General features: G+C 70.9%; 14 protein-coding genes. 5 read left to right on the plus strand and 9 right to left on the minus strand.

All coding sequences use genetic code 11. From position 1 onward, the window contains the following. Position 1 precedes the first annotated feature (1 nt). Complete coding sequence (locus tag M8542_RS06445) at positions 2 to 889, minus strand: 2-hydroxy-3-oxopropionate reductase (RefSeq protein WP_257919074.1); 888 nt, start codon at positions 887 to 889, stop codon at positions 2 to 4. Beyond that, entirely contained in the window at positions 886 to 1,698 is an 813-nt protein-coding gene (locus tag M8542_RS06450; protein WP_257919075.1) for a hydroxypyruvate isomerase family protein, read from the minus strand. Before M8542_RS06450 ends, M8542_RS06445 begins: the two co-directional genes overlap by 4 nt. Positions 1,699 to 1,908: 210 nt before the next feature. Here M8542_RS06450 and M8542_RS06455 point away from each other — a divergent pair, with 210 nt between their 5' ends. Genes M8542_RS06455 through M8542_RS06470 form a run of 4 tightly spaced genes read left to right on the plus strand, consistent with a single transcriptional unit; the run spans position 1,909 to position 5,510 of the window. Continuing rightward, positions 1,909 to 2,826, plus strand: coding sequence for an ABC transporter ATP-binding protein (locus M8542_RS06455; protein WP_257919076.1), 918 nt, complete (start codon positions 1,909 to 1,911; stop codon positions 2,824 to 2,826). After that, the gene (locus M8542_RS06460; protein WP_257919077.1) at positions 2,823 to 3,608 is read left to right on the plus strand and encodes an ABC transporter permease subunit; all 786 of its coding nucleotides are present in this window, start codon (positions 2,823 to 2,825) and stop codon (positions 3,606 to 3,608) included. Before M8542_RS06455 ends, M8542_RS06460 begins: the two co-directional genes overlap by 4 nt. A 40-nt stretch (positions 3,609 to 3,648) precedes the next feature. Beyond that, a complete protein-coding gene (locus M8542_RS06465; protein WP_257919078.1) occupies positions 3,649 to 4,845 on the plus strand; it encodes a sensor histidine kinase in 1,197 nt (398 codons plus the stop codon). Further along, the gene (locus M8542_RS06470) at positions 4,842 to 5,510 is read left to right on the plus strand and encodes a response regulator (protein ID WP_257919079.1); all 669 of its coding nucleotides are present in this window, start codon (positions 4,842 to 4,844) and stop codon (positions 5,508 to 5,510) included. Before M8542_RS06465 ends, M8542_RS06470 begins: the two co-directional genes overlap by 4 nt. Here the strand turns inward: M8542_RS06470 and M8542_RS06475 are convergent. From M8542_RS06475 to M8542_RS06490, 4 genes are read right to left on the minus strand one after another with little or no spacing between them, the layout of a single operon-like run. Then, positions 5,507 to 6,364 carry a 2Fe-2S iron-sulfur cluster-binding protein gene (locus tag M8542_RS06475; RefSeq protein WP_257919080.1) on the minus strand — a complete coding sequence of 286 codons (858 nt, stop codon included), beginning with the start codon at positions 6,362 to 6,364 and terminating at the stop codon, positions 5,507 to 5,509. The two genes, M8542_RS06470 and M8542_RS06475, sit on opposite strands and share 4 nt — an antisense overlap. Continuing rightward, positions 6,361 to 8,106 carry an NAD(P)H-dependent oxidoreductase subunit E gene (locus M8542_RS06480; protein ID WP_257919081.1) on the minus strand — a complete coding sequence of 582 codons (1,746 nt, stop codon included), beginning with the start codon at positions 8,104 to 8,106 and terminating at the stop codon, positions 6,361 to 6,363. The genes M8542_RS06475 and M8542_RS06480 overlap by 4 nt, the downstream gene beginning before the upstream one ends. Positions 8,107 to 8,108: 2 nt before the next feature. Beyond that, entirely contained in the window at positions 8,109 to 10,040 is a 1,932-nt protein-coding gene (locus M8542_RS06485; protein WP_257919082.1) for a molybdopterin oxidoreductase family protein, read from the minus strand. Positions 10,041 to 10,053: 13 nt separating this feature from the next. After that, complete coding sequence (locus M8542_RS06490; RefSeq protein WP_257919083.1) at positions 10,054 to 11,049, minus strand: 2-dehydropantoate 2-reductase; 996 nt, start codon at positions 11,047 to 11,049, stop codon at positions 10,054 to 10,056. A gap of 172 nt (positions 11,050 to 11,221) precedes the next feature. Between M8542_RS06490 and M8542_RS06495 the strand changes: the two genes are divergently transcribed. Beyond that, complete coding sequence (locus tag M8542_RS06495) at positions 11,222 to 11,959, plus strand: GntR family transcriptional regulator (protein WP_308210241.1); 738 nt, start codon at positions 11,222 to 11,224, stop codon at positions 11,957 to 11,959. A gap of 31 nt (positions 11,960 to 11,990) precedes the next feature. On the opposite strand, the gene M8542_RS06500 is transcribed toward M8542_RS06495, so the two are convergent. Genes M8542_RS06500 through frc form a run of 3 tightly spaced genes read right to left on the minus strand, consistent with a single transcriptional unit; the run spans position 11,991 to position 16,757 of the window. Beyond that, a complete protein-coding gene (locus tag M8542_RS06500; RefSeq protein ID WP_257919084.1) occupies positions 11,991 to 13,367 on the minus strand; it encodes an OFA family MFS transporter in 1,377 nt (458 codons plus the stop codon). Positions 13,368 to 13,382: 15 nt separating this feature from the next. Then, positions 13,383 to 15,527 carry an acetate--CoA ligase family protein gene (locus M8542_RS50280; protein ID WP_257919085.1) on the minus strand — a complete coding sequence of 715 codons (2,145 nt, stop codon included), beginning with the start codon at positions 15,525 to 15,527 and terminating at the stop codon, positions 13,383 to 13,385. Beyond that, positions 15,528 to 16,757 carry a formyl-CoA transferase gene (frc, locus tag M8542_RS06510; protein WP_257919086.1) on the minus strand — a complete coding sequence of 410 codons (1,230 nt, stop codon included), beginning with the start codon at positions 16,755 to 16,757 and terminating at the stop codon, positions 15,528 to 15,530. Between the last annotated feature and the right edge of the window lie 11 nt (positions 16,758 to 16,768).

Below are 16,768 nucleotides of genomic sequence, written 5' to 3' on the forward strand. Positions count from 1 at the left end.
GTCACACCTCCGCCGGGCCGCGGCCCGACAACTGTTCGGCGACCTTCAGCAAGGCCGAGTGGTCCAGGGAGCCGTAGCCCATGGCACGGCCGGCGGCGACGAGCTGGGCGACCAGCCCGGTGAGCGGGAGCGCGACGTCGGCCTGCCGGGCGGCGGCCAGCGCGATCCCCATGTCCTTGTGGTGCAGGTCGATCCGGAAGCCGGGCGCGAACTGGCGGTCCACCATGGACTTGCGCTTGAGCTCCAGGATCCGGCTGCCCGCCAGTCCCCCGGCGAGCACGTCGAGGCCCGTGGCAGCGTCCACTCCGGACGCTTCCAGCAGCACGATCGCCTCGGCGACCAGGCCGTAGATGCCGCCCACGACGAGCTGGTTGGCGGCTTTGACGACCTGACCGGCGCCGTGCGGGCCGACGTGCACAACCGTCTTGCCGAGCGCGTCGAACACCGGCTTCGCGGCCTCGAAGTCCTCTTCGGAGCCACCGACCATGATGGACAGCGACGCCTGCTCGGCGCCGGCCTGGCCACCCGACACGGGTGCGTCGAGGACGCGGATCTTCTTGTCCCGCGCGGCTTCCGCGACGGCGATCGACGTCTCGGGCCGGATGGTGCTCATGTCGATCAGGAGCGCGCCGGGCTCGGCGGCGTCCAGGACCCCGCCCGCGGCCAGCACGACCTCCTCGACCTGCGGGTGGTTCGGCAGCATCGTGATCACGACGTCCGCCCCGGCCACCGCGTCGGCGACCCCGGACGCGGCGCGCCCGCCGGCGGCCTGGAGCTTCTCCCCCGCGGCGGGGTGGACGTCGTAGCCGCTGACGTCGTGCCCGGCCGCGACCAGGTGCGCGGCCATCGGCGCGCCCATCACGCCCAGTCCGATGAATCCCAGTTTCATGCTCGTCCCCTTCGGGTTTTCGGCAGCCAGTCCAGTGACGCGAGCGTGTTCGGCTCCGGGACGTACTCGATCCCGACGAACCCGTCGTAACCCGCGTTCTGGAGCTTCGCGAGGTGACCTTCGATGTCGAGGGACCCGGTGCCGGGCTGGTGCCGGCCGGGTGCGTCGGCGATCTGCACGTGCCCGATCCGGGCGATGTGCCGCGTCGCCAGTGCGTCCAGGTCGTCGCCGTTGACTGCCAGGTGGTACAGGTCGGCCAGCAGTCGCACGTTGTCGCGCCCGAGGTCGTCGAGCACGGCCACGGCGTCCGCGGCGGTCTTGAGCGGGTAGCGGTCCGCGCCGGAGAGCGGTTCGAGGACCAGCTGTGCGCCGATCTTCGCGGCGGCCTCGGCGGCGTTCGCGAGGTGGACCAGCGCCAGGTCGTCCTGCTTGGCGGGGTCTTCGCCGTCGAGCCGGTTGCCGTAGAGCGCGTTGAAGCTGCGGCAGCCGGTGCGTTCGGCGACGTCCAGCGCCACGACGAGGCTGTCGGCGAACTCGGTCTCGCGGCCGATCCACGACACGAGGCCGCGCTCCCCCGCCGCCATGTCGCCGGCGTAGAAGTTCAGCCCGCGCAGCCGGACGCCGTCCAGGCTCCGCACGAACGCGTCGACCTCGTCGCGCGTGGGGACCGCGGTGTCGAACGGCCACCAGTACTCGACGTCGGTGAACCCGGCTTCCCGCGCGGCGGCCGCCCGGTCGAGCAGCGGTACCTCCTTGAACAGGATCGACAGGTTGGCGACGTACGGCAGGGAGTGCCCCTCTTCTGGCATCGCGACCTCAAATTTCACTATCCGGAATTTTTCTTTCGCATATCGAGAATAGCTGTTCAGCGGGCACGCGGTCAACGGCCAGGCGCGTGCGACCTCAGGCGTAGCGCGTACGCCGCGAGTCGCACCGCCGCCGCGGGAAGATCGCCCGCCGGCCGGTCGATCCCGCTCCGCGGCCCGCCTACCTTGGGCCGCCACGACGAAGGGAGCCGGATGATCGAGGCACGAGCGGTGTCGAAGCGGTACGGCGGGCGGGCCGCCGTCGACGGGGCGACGTTCACCGTCAGACCCGGGGCGGTGACCGGGTTCCTCGGCCCGAACGGGGCCGGGAAGTCCACCACGATCCGGATGATCATGGGCCTGGACGCGCCGACGTCCGGCTCGGTGACGGTCAACGGCAAGGCGTACGCGGAGCATCCGGCACCCCTGCGGGAGGTCGGCGCGTTGCTCGAAGCCAAGGCCGTCCACCCGGGCCGGTCGGCCTACCACCACCTGCTGGCTTTGGCCCACACCAACGGAATCCCGCCACGACGCGTCGACGAGGTGCTCGAGCTCGTCGGGCTGACCGACGTCGCGCGGCAGCGGGCCGGCGGGTTCTCCCTCGGCATGGGCCAGCGCCTCGGCGTGGCCGCCGCGCTGCTCGGCGACCCCGCGACCCTCGTCCTCGACGAGCCGGTCAACGGCCTGGACCCGCAGGGCATCCTCTGGATCCGCACCCTGCTGCGCCGGCTGGCCGCCGAGGGGCGCACGGTGTTCGTCTCCTCGCACCTGATGAGCGAGATGGCCCTGACCGCCGACCACCTCGTGGTGATCGGGCGCGGCCGCGTCATCGCCGAGACGTCGGTGCGCGAGTTCATCGACCGCGCGTCGGCCAAGGTCGTCCGGGTCCGCACGCCGCAGGCCACGCAGTTGCGGGAACTGCTCACCGGACCGGGGATCGACGTCACCAGCACCGCGCCCGGGCTGCTCGAGGTGCACGGCGTCACCGGCGCCGAGGTCGGCCTCCTCGCCTGCCGCCACGCCATCCCGCTGGAGGAACTGGCACCAGTCCAGGCGTCGCTGGAAGAAGCGTTCATGGAGCTGACCGAGGACGCCGTCGAGTACCGCACTCCCGAAGGGCACGTCGCATGACCACCGGTGTCACGCTCCCGCGCGTCATGCGCTCGGAATGGGTGAAGTTCCGTTCCCTGCAGTCGAGTCCGGTCACGGTGATCTCGGCGCTGGTCGCCATGGTCGCGCTCGGCTGGCTCACCTGCGCCCTCAACGCCGGGCGCTGGTCGCAGCTGAGCGAGCAGACCCGGGCCCGGCTCGAGCCGACCGCGCTCAGCATCCAGGGCTACGTCCTGGTCCAGCTCGCGTTCGGGGTCCTGGGCGTGCTCGTGGTGTCCGGGGAGTACACCACCGGCCAGATCCGCTCGACGTTCTCCGCCGTGCCGGCCCGCACGCCCGTGCTCGCCGCGAAGGCGGCCGTGCTCGCGGCGGTGGCGTTCGTGATCGGGGAGGTCGCCGCGTTCGCCGCCTTCCTCGGCGGGCAGGCTTTCCTTGCGTCACAGGACATCGAGACGAACTTGGCCGAGCCGGGGGTGTTCCGCGCGGTCTTCGGCGTCGGGCTCTACCTGACCGGGGTCGGCCTGCTCGGTGTCGCGCTCGGCTGGCTGATCCGGCACACCGCCGGCGCCATCGCCGCACTGGTCGCGCTGATCATGGTCGTCCCGGCGCTGGCCGGCGTGCTGCCGGAGAGCTGGGTCCCGCACGTCGTGCCGTACCTGCCGAGCAACGCCGGGCAGGCGCTGATCACCGTCCGGCCGTCGGCGCTGTCCCTGCCGCCGTGGACCGGTTTCGCCTGGTTCTGCGGTTACGTCGTGGTCGCGCTGGCCGCGGCCGCCGTCGTGCTCAAGCGGCGGGATGCCTGAAACCGGTGCCGCGCGAGCGCCCGGAGGAGATGATGACGGGGTGACCGACGGACTCATCGAACCCGGGTTCCGCTCCACCTGGCCGGGCGCCGGGCCGCTGCGCGCGTGGGCGCGGCGGCACCCGGCGCCCGCCGACCTGCTACTGGCCTTCGCCCTCCTCTTCCTGGCGCTGATGGTCGGCGCCGCGGGCGCGGAGCCGGGCGGACCGTGGCTCGTCGTCGTGGTGGTTCTGCTCCTCGGGATGCTGGCCGCCCGGCGGCGGTTCCCGCTGGCCGTCCTGGCCGCCACCACCGCGGTCGGCGTCGCCCAGGACCTGTTCGGGCCGCAGTTCCCGCCCACCACGGTCGCCGTGCTGATCGCCGGCTACACCGTGGCCGCGCACCGCGACCGGCACCGCGTGCCGGCGGCGGTCGCGACGGTCGTCGCGCTCACCGCGGGTGGGATCGGCGGCCACACCGGCTGGGCGATGCTCGCCGCCGGGCTGGTGTTCAGCACCGCGATCGTCACGGCGGCGTTCGCGCTCGGGGTGAACGTCCGGACCCGCCGCGCGTTCCTGGCTTCACTGCACGACCGCGCCGTACGGGCCGAGCGGGAACGCGATCAGGAGAGCCAGATCGCGGCCGCGCGGGAACGCGCGCGCATCGCCCGCGAGATGCACGACATCATCGCGCACAACCTCTCGGTGATGATCGCGCTCGCCGACGGCGCCGCCTTCGCCGCCCGCACCGACAGCGCCCAGGCCGAGGCGGCCGCGAAGCACGTCTCGGCCACCGGAAGGCAGGCACTGGACGAAATGCACCGGCTGCTCAACGTCCTGCGGGGCGGCGGTGAGGACAGCCCCCGCGCGCCGCAGCCTGGCATCGCGGGCATCGACGAGGTGGTCGATCAGGTCCGCGCCACCGGGCTGCCGGTGACGTGGACGGTGACCGGCCGCCGGTTCCCGCTGCCGCCGACGGTCGAGCTGGCCGTCTACCGGGTCGCGCAGGAAGCGCTCACCAACGTCCTCAAGCACGCGGTGGCCCCGGCGTCGGCCAAGATCCACCTGACCTACGAAGACCCGCTCGTCACCCTCGAAGTGCTCGACGACGGCCGGCCGGCGCCGGCGCCGGTCACCGCCGGCGGCCACGGACTCAGCGGCATGCGCGAACGGGCGAGTGTCTCCGGCGGCGACGTCTCGGCCGGCCCGCGACCCGGCGGCGGCTGGCGCGTGTTCGGCCGGTTCGGGAGCGGCACGTGATCACCATCCTGCTGGTCGACGACGAACCGTTGCTGCGACTGGGGTTCCGGCTGGTCCTCCAGGCGCAGCCGGACCTGGAGGTGGTCGGCGAAGCGGCCGACGGCGCGGCCGCGGTGGCCCGCACGGCCGAGCTCGACCCCGACGTCGTGCTGATGGACGTCCGGATGCCCGGCGTGGACGGCATCGCGGCGACCCGCGAGATCGTGCGCTCCTCCCCGCGCTCACGGGTGCTGATCCTGACGACGTTCGACGTCGACGAGTACGCCTTCCCCGGCCTCAAGGCGGGCGCCAGCGGGTTCTTGCTGAAGAACGTCCCGCCCGACGACCTGCTGACGGCGATCCGCGCCGTGGCCCGCGGCGACGCCGTGGTGGCCCCGAGCGTCACCCGCCGCCTGCTGGAGGCGGTGGCCGACCGCCTCCCCGACCCGGCCCCGGCCGGCGGACCACCGACCACCCGCGGCCTGGACCGGCTGACCGAACGCGAGCTGGAGGTTCTCGAGAAGGTGGCGGGCGGGCTGTCGAACGCCGAGATCGCGGGCGAGCTGGTCTTGTCGGAGGCGACGGTGAAGACCCACGTCGGGCGGATCCTCACCAAGCTGAGCCTGCGGGACCGGGTGCAGGCGGTGGTGCTCGCGTACGAGACCGGGCTGGTCCGGCCGCGCTAACGGTTCTGCACGTGCTGCCAGCCGAAGCGGCCCTTGATGCACAGGTTCCCGTGCGTCACCGAGCTTTCGTGCGGTGAGGTCACCTTGACGATCTCGTTGTCCTGCACGTGCAACGTCAGGTTGCAGCCGACCCCGCAGAACGTGCACACGGTCGTCGTGGCCGTCTGCCGGGACTCGTCCCACGTGCCGTCTTCACGTTTGTCGTACTCGCGCTTGAAGCTCAGCGCCCCGGTCGGGCAGACCTCCACGCAGTTGCCGCAGTACACGCACGCGCTGTCCGGCAACGGGTTCGAGAACTCCGTCGAGATCCGGGCGTCGAAGCCGCGGCCGGCCACCGTGATCGCGAACGAGTTCTGCCACTGGTCGCCGCACGCGTCGACGCACTTGTAGCAGAGGATGCACTTCTCGTAGTCGCGGACGTACAGCTCGTTGTCCACCAGGGCCGGCTGGGCCACGGTGGCCGCGTCCGGGCCGAAGCGGTCCGGGTCCGCGCCGGTCTCGGCCATCCAGCGCTCGACGTCCGGGGTGGTCGACAGGTCCGTCGCCGAGCCGAGGAGTTCCAGGACCACCTTGCGGCTCGTGCGGGTCCGCTCGGAGTCGGTGTGCACCACCATGCCCGGCTCGGCCTTGCGGGAGCACGACGGCACCAGTGTCCGCGAGCCCTCGACCTCCACCATGCACACGCGACAGGCGTTCGCCGGTTCGAGGGTGTCGCCGTAGCACAGCGTCGGGATGTCCTTGCCCGTCGCCTTGCAGGCGTCGAGGATCGTCGAACCCTCCGGCACCCGGACGGTCGAGCCGTCCACAGTGAACTCGACCAGCCGCTTCGGGATCCCGATGTCCACGATAGTCATTGCAGTGCTCCCAGCCGGTCGATGGCGGATTCGATGGCGTTCCACGCGGTCTGGCCGAGCCCGCAGATCGACGAGTCCCGCATCACCCCGCCCACCTCGCGCAGCAGCGGCCGCTCGTCGGAACCGGCCGAGAGGACGCGCTTGATCGCCTCCTCCTGCCGGACCGTCCCGATGCGACACGGGACGCACTGCCCACACGACTCGTCACGGAAGAACTCCGCGATCCGCAGCAGGAACCCGCCGAGGTCGGCCAGGTCGTCGAGCACCAGCACGACACCCGAACCGAGGGTGGTCTTCGCCGCCCGTGCGTCCTCCATCGACAACGGCAGGTCGAGTTCGTCGGGCCGGAGGAACCCGCCCGCCGCGCCGCCGAGCAGGATCGCGCGCAGCGTGCGCCCCTCGGGCACTCCCCCGGCCAGCTCGAGCAGCGAACGCAGCGTCGTCCCGAACGGCACTTCGTAGACGCCGGGCCGTTCGACGTTCCCGGACAGGCAGAACAGCTTCGGCCCGGCCGAACCCTCGGTCCCGATCGAACGGTACGCGGCCGCGCCTTCGGTGAGGATCAGCGGGACGTTGACGAGGGTCTCGACGTTGTTGACCACCGTCGGCTTGCCGAACAGTCCTTTTTCCACCGGGAACGGCGGCTTCGTGCGGGGTTCGCCGCGGAAGCCTTCGATCGAGTTGAAGATCGCGGTCTCCTCGCCGCAGATGTAGGCGCCCGCGCCCCGCCGGATCTCGATGTCGAACGAAAATCCCTCGTGGCCCATGATGTCCACGCCGAGGAACCCGCGTTCGCGGCAGACCGCCAAGGCGTTCCGCAGCAGCCGCAGCGCCCGCGGGTACTCGCCACGCAGGTAGACGAACCCGCGGGACGCGCCGATCGCGTAGGCCGCGATCGTCATCGACTCCACGAGCGCGAACGGGTCGCCCTCGATGAGCACGCGGTCCTTGAACGTGCCCGGCTCGCTCTCGTCGGCGTTGCACACCAGGTAGTGCGGCGTCGCGGGCTGCCCGGCGGTCGCGGACCACTTGCGGCCGGTCGGGAACGCCGCGCCGCCGCGGCCCATCAGCCCCGAGTCGGTGACCTCCCGGATGACGGCCGCCGGTCCCATCCGCAGGGCGTTCCGCAATGCCGCGTACCCACCCGTCGCCCGGTAGTCGTCCAAACTGGACGGATCGACGACGCCCACCCGCCGCAGCAGCCGCAACCCCGACTGCTGGTGGATGACCGGCGGAGCACCTTCCGAAGCGGACGGACCTCGTCCGGCCGCCAGCACGGCCGACGCGCCGGTCGCCGGGGCGAGCAGCTCGGTGGTGGCCGGGTCGCCGGCCTGGAACGTCAGCGCCGCGGGGGCCCGTTCGCAGACGCCGAGGCACGGGCTGTGCTGCCACGTGACCCCGCCGCGCGCCTTCCCCGCGGCGCCGACGTGCTCGGTGAGGACGTCGCACACGGTGTCGGCGCCCTTGAGCCGGCAGGCCAGGTCGGTGCACACGTGCACCACTCGCTCCGGGCGCTCCGCCAGCGCGAACAGCGAGTAGAAGCTCGCCACGCCGTACGCGTCCGCGGGCGGCACGTGCAGTGCCTCGCAGATCAGGTTCAACGCGCCCTGGCTGATCCAGCCGACCCGGTCGTTGACCGCGTGCAGCGCGGGCAGGAGCTGGTCGCGGCCGCCGCCCGCGAACGCGGCGACCGCCGCCTTCTCTTCCCGCGAGGCGACCGCGTCGAGGAGCTTGAGGTCCATCGTCACACCACCGCGTCCGCGGGCAGTTTCTCGACGCGGATCGCCGCCGCCTTGTACTCGGCGGTCCCGGCGATCGGGCAGGTGGCTTCGATGGTGATGACGTTGACGTCGACCTCGTCCGGGAAGTGGAAGGTCATGAACGCCAGCCCGGGCTTCAGGCCCGCGTCGAGCCGGACCGGGGCCACGATCGCCCCGCGGCGCGAGGAGATCTGGACCAGGTCGTCGGCCTGGACCCCGAGCGACCGCGCGTCCTCCGGGCACAGGTCGAGCGTCTCGCCCTTGCGCAGCGGCGACGGGAACCCGCCGGACTGCACGCCGGTGTTGTAGGAGTCCAGCCGGCGCCCGGTGGTGAGCCGGATCGGGAACTCCTCGGTGACCAGGTCGACCGGCGGGCTGTGCTCGATCACCGTGAACGGCGCCGGGCGGCCGCGCTCGGCCGGGTCCTCGGCCCACAACCGGCCGTGCAGGAACGTCGGTTCGAGCGTGTCCTCGGTGTAGCACGGCCACTGGATGCCGCCGTGCTCTTCGAGCCGGGCGTAGGACATCCCGGCGTGCATCGGCGACAGCGAGCGCAGCTCGTCCCAGACCGCTTCGCCGTCGCGGCCGGTGTAGTCCCAGTCGTGACCGAGCCGGCGGGCCAGCTCCGACAGCAGCTCGATGTCGTCGCGGGCGCCTTCGGGCGGTTCGAGCGCACGGCGGACGCGCTGGACGCGGCGTTCGGAGTTGGTGAACGTGCCGTCGCTCTCGCACCAGGCCGCCGACGCCGGCAGCACGACGTCCGCCAGCTGCGCGGTCTTGGTGAGGAAGATGTCCTGCACCACCAGGTGGTCCACGTTGGACAGCCGCTTGATCGTGTGCTCGCAGTCCGCTTCGGACTGCACCGGGTTCTCGCCGATGATGTACACGCAGGTCAGGTCGCCGCGTTCCATCGCGTCGAGCATCTGGGTGAGGTTGAGCCCCTTGCGCGGCGGGATCGACGAGCCCCACGCCGTGTCGAACTTGGCCCGCACGCCGGCGTCGAGGACGTCCTGGAAGCCGGGCATGCGGTCCGGGATGGCGCCCATGTCGCCGCCGCCCTGGACGTTGTTCTGGCCGCGCAGCGGGTTCAGCCCGGCGCCGTAGCGGCCGACCTGCCCGGCCAGCAGCGACAGGTTGATCAGCGCGAGCACGTTGTCGGTGCCGTTGTGGTGCTCGGTGATGCCGAGGGTCCACGACAGCTGGCCGCGGTCGGCGCGGGCGTAGGTGTGCGCCAGCTCCCGGATCAGCTCGGCCGGCACGCCGGTGGTCTGCTCCGCGACTTCGAGGGTCCACGGCTCGACCGACGCGGCGAACTCGGCGAAGCCTTCGGTGGCCCGCTCGATGAACGTCGTGTTGGCCAGTCCGGAGTGGATGATCTCGCGGGCGATCGCGTGCGCGAGGGGGATGTCGGTGCCGACCTCGAGCTGCAGCTGCCGGTGCGCCCAGCGCGCGGTGCTGGTCTGCCGCGGGTCGACGACGAACAGCTTGGCGCCCCTGTTGACCGCCTTGAGCACGTGGTGGAAGAAGATCGGGTGCGCCTCGCGCGGGTTGCCGCCCCAGATCACGATGACGTCGGCGTCTTCGATCTCCGCATACGACGAGGTGCCGCCGCCGCTGTCGAACACCCGCGCCAGCCCGGCGACGCTCGGCGCGTGGCAGGTGCGGTTGCACGAGTCGACGTTGTTCGTGCCGATCACCGCGCGGGTGAACTTCTGCGCGACGAAGTTCATCTCGTTGGTCGCCCGCGCGCACGAGAACATCCCGAACGCCTCCGGTCCCTTGGTCTCGAGGGTGCGGCGGAACCCGGCGGCGGCCCGGTCGAGGGCCTCCTCCCAGGTCGCCGGACGCAGCACGCCGGAGTCGCGCACGAGGGGCTGGGTGAGCCGGACGTACGGCTCGGTCTTCCTGCGTTTCACGGGCACCTCCGGTTCAGTGCGCCCCGACGGGGACGGGCGGGTTGCTGGTGTGGTCGAGCAGCGAGATGGCGGCGTGGACGTGCCGCAGCGCGGGCGCGGGCACGCCGGTGAGGCCGGCCAGCTCGACGACCGCCCCGATGATCGCGTCGATCTCGAGGGGCTTGCCCGCTTCGAGGTCCTGCAGCATCGACGTCTTGTGGTGACCGACGCGCCAGGCGCCGTCGATGCGCTTCTCGACCGAGACAGCCGGGTCGCTGCCCGCGGCGCGGGCGATGGCCTGGGTTTCGGTCATCATCGTGGCGACGAGCGCGCGCGTGTCGTCGTGCTCGCACATCTGGGCCATGGTCGCCCGGGTCAGCGCGGAGAGCGGGTTGAAGGCGACGTTGCCCATCAGCTTGATCCAGATGTCGTCGCGCAGCCGCGGTTCGACCGGCGCCTTGAGCCCGCCGGCGATCATCGCCGCGCTCAGCACCTTGCAGCGCGCCGAGATCTCGCCGTCCGGCTCGCCGAGGGAGAACCGGGTGCCCTCCAGGTGCCGGATCACGCCCGGCTCCTCGATGACGGTGGAGCAGTAGACGACGCAGCCGATCGCGCGCCGCAGCTGGAGGACCGCGGTCACCGAGCCGCCGGGGTCGACGGTCTCGACGCGCCGGCCTTCGAGCGGATGACCGGCCAGGCCGTGGAAGTACCACCACGGGATGCCGTTCTGCGCGGCGACGACCGCGGTGTCCGGGCCGAGCAGCGGCGTGATCAGCGGCCCGCAGGAAGCGTAGGAGTTGGCCTTGAGGCCCAGGAACACGAAGTCCACCGGGCCGACTTCGGCCGGGTTGTCCGTGACGTGCGGGTGCGCGGTGAAGTCGCCGCGCGGGCTCAGCACGCGGACGCCGGACTCGCGCATCGCCGCGAGGTGGGCCCGCCGGGCGATCAGGTGCACCTCGGTCCCGCCGCGGTGCAGCGCGGCCCCGACGTAGGCGCCGATCGCCCCGGCCCCGAGAACAGCCACCTTCATGATGTGCCTCCGACTTCGGTCCGACACGTGATTGCATACAGTATCCTGGATTCAACCTCGAAGCCAGAGGGAGCGCAAAACGCCACAGCAGGGTGAGATTCTGGGATTTTGCATACCAAAACCTGTATCCTGGTAGCAGATTATCGCGTTCCTCTCCCTTCCGAGGTGTCCCGTGAGCCAGCCCGCTTCCCCGCTCCCAGACCGCGGCCCGTCCGGCCGCCGCACGGCCAAGGGCTCGCTCAGCTCGACCGCCGCGAAGCGCGTCGAACGGCCCGCCCCGCTGCGCCAGGTCGTCTACGAAGCCCTCGCGGAGCTGATCATCAACCGCACCCTCGAGCCCGGGCAGCACCTGGTGGAAGCCGATCTCGCCGAGTACCTGGGCGTCAGCCGGCAGCCGGTCCGCGAAGCCCTGCAGCGGTTGCAGAGCGAAGGCTGGGTCGACCTCCGGCCCGCGCAGGGCGCCTTCGTGCACCTGCCCACCGACGAGGAGGCCGACCAGCTGCTGAGCGTCCGCAGCGTGCTGGAGACGCACTCCGCGAAGCTCGCCGCCGGCAACGCGACGGCGGAGGACGTCCGGAAGCTGTGGGACCTGCAGCAGGTCGGCGTCCAGGCGCTCCGGGCCGAAGACACCGAAGGCCTGGTAGCGGCCAACGCCGCCCTGCACGCGTTTATCACGCAGCTGTCGGGGAACGCCGTCCTCGCGGAGCTGATCGGTCTGGTCGACCGCCGGGTCCGCTGGTACTACACGCCGATCGCCCGGCCCCGCGGACGAGACGCGTGGAACGAGCACGACGAGCTGATCCACGCCATCTCCGACGGGAACACCGAAGCGGCGGAGCAGATCATGGCCAAGCACACCGAGCGGACCCGCCAGGCCTACCACGAACGTCCGGAAGCTCCCCGATCCTGATGGCAGCAGGACCGGGGAGCGGGTAACCGGATCAGCCGCCGGCAGCGGCGGAAGGCCGCGCCACCAGCTCGGTTTCGACGAGCTGGTGGCGTGGCCGACCCGGCTGGCGCAGGAACAGCGTCAGCACGGCCGACAACACCGCGATGCAGCCGGCGAGCACGTACGCGCCGGTGTAACCCCACGCGCTGATGACCCCGGCGGCGAGCCCGCCACCGCCGACGCCACCGACCAGTTTCGCGCTGTAGACCAGGCCGTAGTTCGAGGCGTTGTTGTTCTCGCCGAAGTAGTCCGGCACCAGCGCCGCGAACAGCGGGTAGAACGCGCCGCCGCCGAAGCCGGTCAGGAACGCGAACACCATGAACAGGAACAGGTTGTGCGTGTTCCCGGCGTACAGCACACCGAACTGCGCGCCACCGGCGATCAGCAGCACGATCGTCAGCGTCTGCTTGCGCCCGATCTTGTCCGACGCCCAGCCGACGACCGCGCGGCCGGTGCCGTTCACGATGGCCAGCACCCCCGCCGAAGAGGCCGCGACGAACGCGCCGAAGTGGCTTTCCTTGGCGAAGGGCACCTGGAAGTTGATCCCGAACAGCGACACGCCGCCGATGATCACCAGGCACACCCACATCAGCGGGAGCATGCCGGTCCGGATCGCCTCCAGCGGCGTGAACTGGCGGACCGCCGGCGGGTTCTTGGCCAGGCTCTTGACCCCGGCCTTGTCCTTCGCCCACGACAGCGGGTCGATCTCCTTCGGCCACCAGCTCTTCGGCGGGTCCTTGAACAGGAACCCGCAGACGCCGACGACGATCAGCATGTACAGGCCGATCCCGTCGAGCACCCCGGTGACGTTCTCGTGGCCGAGGAACGCGCTGAAGAGGTAGATGAACGGCACGGACCCGTAGGCGAACCCGCCGTTCACGAACCCGGTCCGCGCCCCGCGCTTCTCGGGGTACCACTTGCCGACCATGTTGATGCAGGTCGCGTACACGAGCCCGGCGCCGGTGCCGCCGAGGACGGAGTACCCGATGAACGCCAGCGTCAGGTTCCCGCTGTGCGCGATGGTGAAGTAACCGATGCCGCTGCAGACGGCGCCGATCAGCATCGCCGTCTTGGCCGAGACGAGGTTCTTCTCCCGGAGCCGGCCCGCCGGGAACGCGACGCCGGCCTGGAACACCGCCCAGATGCTCGCCAGCCAGAACGCGTCCGACAGGGACCAGCCGTACTTCTCTTCGAGCGTTCCTTCGACGGCGCCCCAGCCGTACTCGAACACGCTGACCGCCATCATGGCGATCCAGGGCAGCCAGACCATCCAGCTGCGTGAGCGCCCCATGATGTCCTGCGGCGACTCGCCTATCCGGTAGACTCTCCCGTTCTGGTCAGTGATCTCCTGGTAAGTGGCTGCGGTCATGAAAGTTCTCCTTCGTCACCGTTGACTCAGGTTCGGCAGCAGGTTCGCGGCGCGCGCCCAGCGGTACTTCGCACCGAGCACCGCCACGGGCTTCTCGGTGGTGTAGGGGTACGCGACGACGCCGCGGTCGTACAAGTAGTCGCTCGCCTCCTCGACTTCGACGTCGCCGGACAGCGACGCGACAACAGGCTTGTGGATCCCTTTCGCGCGATATTCCTCTACCACCTCCGCGACCAGTTCGGCGAACACCATCGGCGGGGTGACGATGGTGTGCCAGTAGCCCAGGATCAGGGCGTGGATGCGGTCGTCCTCGAGGCCCAGCGCGATGGTGTTGCGGTAGGTCGAGGGCGGCTCGCCGCCGGTGATGTCGACGGGGTTGCCGGCCGCGCCGAAAGGCGGGATGAACTTCCGGAACGCCGTGTCGAGGTCCGGCGGGATCTCCATCAGGCTCAGCCCGTTGTCGACGCAGGCGTCCGAGAGCAGCACGCCGGACCCGCCGGCGCCGGTGATGATGACGACGTTCTCGCCCTTCGGCGTGGGCAGCAGCGGGATGCCGCGGGCGTACTCGAGCATGTCGTTCAGCCCGGGCGCCCGGATGACGCCGCTCTGCCGGAGGATGTCGTCGTACACCTTGTCGTCGCCGGCCAGCGCGCCGGTGTGCGAGCTGGCCGCCTTGGCGCCCTGCGACGTCCGCCCGGCCTTCAGCACCACGACCGGCTTGCGCTGCGAGACGCGCTTCGCCGTCTCCGCGAAGGACCGGCCATCCTTGAGGTCTTCGAGGTGCATCGCGACGAGCTGGGTGTTGTCGTCCTGCTCGAAGAAGGTGAGCAGGTCGTCCTCGTCGATGTCGGCCTTGTTCCCGACGCCGACGATCGAGGACACGCCCATCTTCGCCGACCGGCTGAAGCCGAGGATCGCCATCCCGATGCCGCCGCTCTGGGAAGAAAGCGCTACCCCGCCCTTGACGTCGTACGGCGTGCAGAACGTCGCCGACAGGTTCTCCGGCGTGTAGTAGTAGCCGTAGATGTTCGGCCCGAGGATGCGCACGCCGTGCTTGCGCGCGATCGCGACGACCTCGTCCTGCAGCTCGACGTTGCCGGTCTCGCCGAACCCGGACGGGATGAGGATCGCGCCCGCCGCGCCCTTCTCGCCGACCTCTTCCAGCGCCGCCGGGACGAACTTCGCCGGGATGGCGAACACCGCGACGTCGACGTCGCCGGGGACGTCGGTGATGCTGGCGTAGGCCTTGCGGTCGAGGATCTCGTCGGCCTTGGGGTTGATCGGGTGGATCTCCCCCGCGTAGCCGCCGTTGACCAGGTTCTTCATCACCGAGTTGCCGATCTTGCCGGCCTCGGCGGACGCGCCGATGACCGCGATCGACGCCGGCTTCATGATCCGGTTCATCGAGGCGAGGATCTCCTCCTGGGTGAACCGCACCGGCTCCTTCGCCGCGTCGGGGTCGACCAGGATCCGCACGTCCACCGCGATGGCGCCGGACGCGGTCGCGAGGACCGGGTTGAGGTCCACTTCGGACAGCTGCGGGAAGTCGGCCACGAGCCGGCCGAGGCCGGTGATCACCGCGGCGAGCGCGGCGCGGTCGACCGGGTCCGCGCCGCGGACCCCGCGCAGGATCTCGGCTGCCTGAATCCCGTCGATCATGGACAGCGCTTCCTCGGTGCTCGTCGGCGCGAGCCGGAAGGTGACGTCCTTGAGCACCTCCACGAGCACCCCGCCGAGCCCGAAGGCGACGACCTTGCCGAACGTCGGGTCGGTGACCGAGCCGATGATCACCTCCTGGCCTTCGGTCAGCATCTGCTGCACCTGGACGCCGAGGATCTTCGCGTCGGCGTCGTAGGCCTTGGCGTTTTCGACGATTTTCGCGAAGCCCGCCTTCACCGCCTCGGCGTCCCGCAGGCCGACCAGCACGCCGCCGGCCTCGGTCTTGTGCAGGATGTCCGGCGAGACGATCTTGAGCACCACCGGCAGCCCGATGGCCTCGGCGTGCGTCACGGCCTCGTCGGCGGTGGTCGCCAGCCGCTCGGCCGGGGTCGGGATGCCGTAGGCCTCGCAGACCGCACGCCCCTCGGGCGCGGTCAGCGAGGACCGTCCTTCGGCCGCCGCCTGCTCGAGGATCTTCTCGACCGCCGTGCGATCCACCACTCAGATCACCCCCGCCGCGCGGAACTTCTCGAGCTCCGTCTCGCTGTACCCGAGTTCCGCCAGCACTTCGTCGTTGTGCTCGCCCAGCAGCGGCGAGCGTTCGATCTCGACCGGCGAGTCCGACAGCTTGAGCGGGCAGCCGACGGTCTTGAAGCTGCCGCGCTCCGGGTGCGGCACCTCGACGACCGAGCCGAGCTCGGCCAGCGTCTCGTCCTCGATGAGCTCCTTGGTGGACAGGATCGGACCGCAGGGAATGTTGTGGGCGTTGAGCTTCTCCATCACCTCCCACTTGGTGTGCTTCTCGGTCCACTCCTCGACGAGCGCGAACATCTTGTCCAGTTTGGACAGCCGCACCTCGGGGGTGGCCCACGCCGGGTCCTCGGCCAGCTCGGCCTTGCCGATCAACCGCGCGAGCGGGGCCCAGCCCGGTGGCTGGACGATCACGTAGATGTAGTCGTTCGGCCCGCCGGGCGCGCACTTCACCGCCCAGCCCGGCTGCCCGCCGCCGGAAGCGTTGCCCGAGCGCGGGACCTCGGCGCCGAACTGGTCGTTCGGGTACTCCCCGAGCGGCCCGTGGGTGAGCCGTTGCTGGTCGCGCAGCTTGACCCGGCAGAGGTTCAGCACGGCGTCCTGCATGGCGACCTGGACCCGCTGGCCGCGGCCGGTGGAGGTCCGCTGGAACAGCGCGGCGAGGATGGCGGCCACCAGGTGGATGCCGGTGCCGGAGTCGCCTATCTGCGCGCCAGTCGCGGTCGGCGGCCCCTCCTCGAAGCCGGTGGTGCTCATCGCCCCGCCCATGGCCTGCGCGATCACTTCGTAGGCCTTGAAGTCGGCGTACCGGCCGGGGCCGAACCCCTTGATGGAGGCGTAGATCAGCCGCGGGTTGAGCGCGGAGAGCTTGTCCCACGGGTAGCCGAACCGGTCGACGACACCGGGGCCGAAGTTCTCCACCAGGATGTCCACTCCGGACACGAGCCGTTCGAACACCTCCTTGCCCTCGTCGCTCTTCATGTTGAGGGTGATGCTGCGCTTGTTGGCGTTGAGCATCGTGAAGTAGAGGCTGTCGACGCCGGGGACGTCCCGCAGCTGCCCGCGGGTGATGTCGCCCCGGCCGGGGGTCTCGAGCTTGATCACGTCCGCGCCGAGCCAGGCCAGCAGCTGCGTCGAGGACGGACCGGACTGCACGTGCGTCATGTCGAGGACGCGGACGCCCTCCAGTGCCTTACCCATGCCTTGGCCTC

Origin of the sequence: Amycolatopsis iheyensis, from assembly GCF_024703995.1 — a bacterium.
Lineage (GTDB): Bacteria > Actinomycetota > Actinomycetes > Mycobacteriales > Pseudonocardiaceae > Amycolatopsis > Amycolatopsis iheyensis.

Excerpts from the sequence above, each read along its gene's own strand:
- M8542_RS06500 (WP_257919084.1), bottom strand. The coding sequence starts at position 13,367 with ATGACCGCAGCCACTTACCAGGAGATCACTGACCAGAACGGGAGAGTC.
- M8542_RS06475 (WP_257919080.1), bottom strand. The coding sequence starts at position 6,364 with ATGACTATCGTGGACATCGGGATCCCGAAGCGGCTGGTCGAGTTCACT.
- M8542_RS06460 (WP_257919077.1), top strand. The coding sequence starts at position 2,823 with ATGACCACCGGTGTCACGCTCCCGCGCGTCATGCGCTCGGAATGGGTG.
- M8542_RS06480 (WP_257919081.1), bottom strand. The coding sequence starts at position 8,106 with ATGGACCTCAAGCTCCTCGACGCGGTCGCCTCGCGGGAAGAGAAGGCG.
- M8542_RS06455 (WP_257919076.1), top strand. The coding sequence starts at position 1,909 with ATGATCGAGGCACGAGCGGTGTCGAAGCGGTACGGCGGGCGGGCCGCC.
- frc (WP_257919086.1), bottom strand. The coding sequence starts at position 16,757 with ATGGGTAAGGCACTGGAGGGCGTCCGCGTCCTCGACATGACGCACGTG.
- M8542_RS06450 (WP_257919075.1), bottom strand. The coding sequence starts at position 1,698 with ATGCCAGAAGAGGGGCACTCCCTGCCGTACGTCGCCAACCTGTCGATC.
- M8542_RS06490 (WP_257919083.1), bottom strand. The coding sequence starts at position 11,049 with ATGAAGGTGGCTGTTCTCGGGGCCGGGGCGATCGGCGCCTACGTCGGG.
- M8542_RS06445 (WP_257919074.1), bottom strand. The coding sequence starts at position 889 with ATGAAACTGGGATTCATCGGACTGGGCGTGATGGGCGCGCCGATGGCC.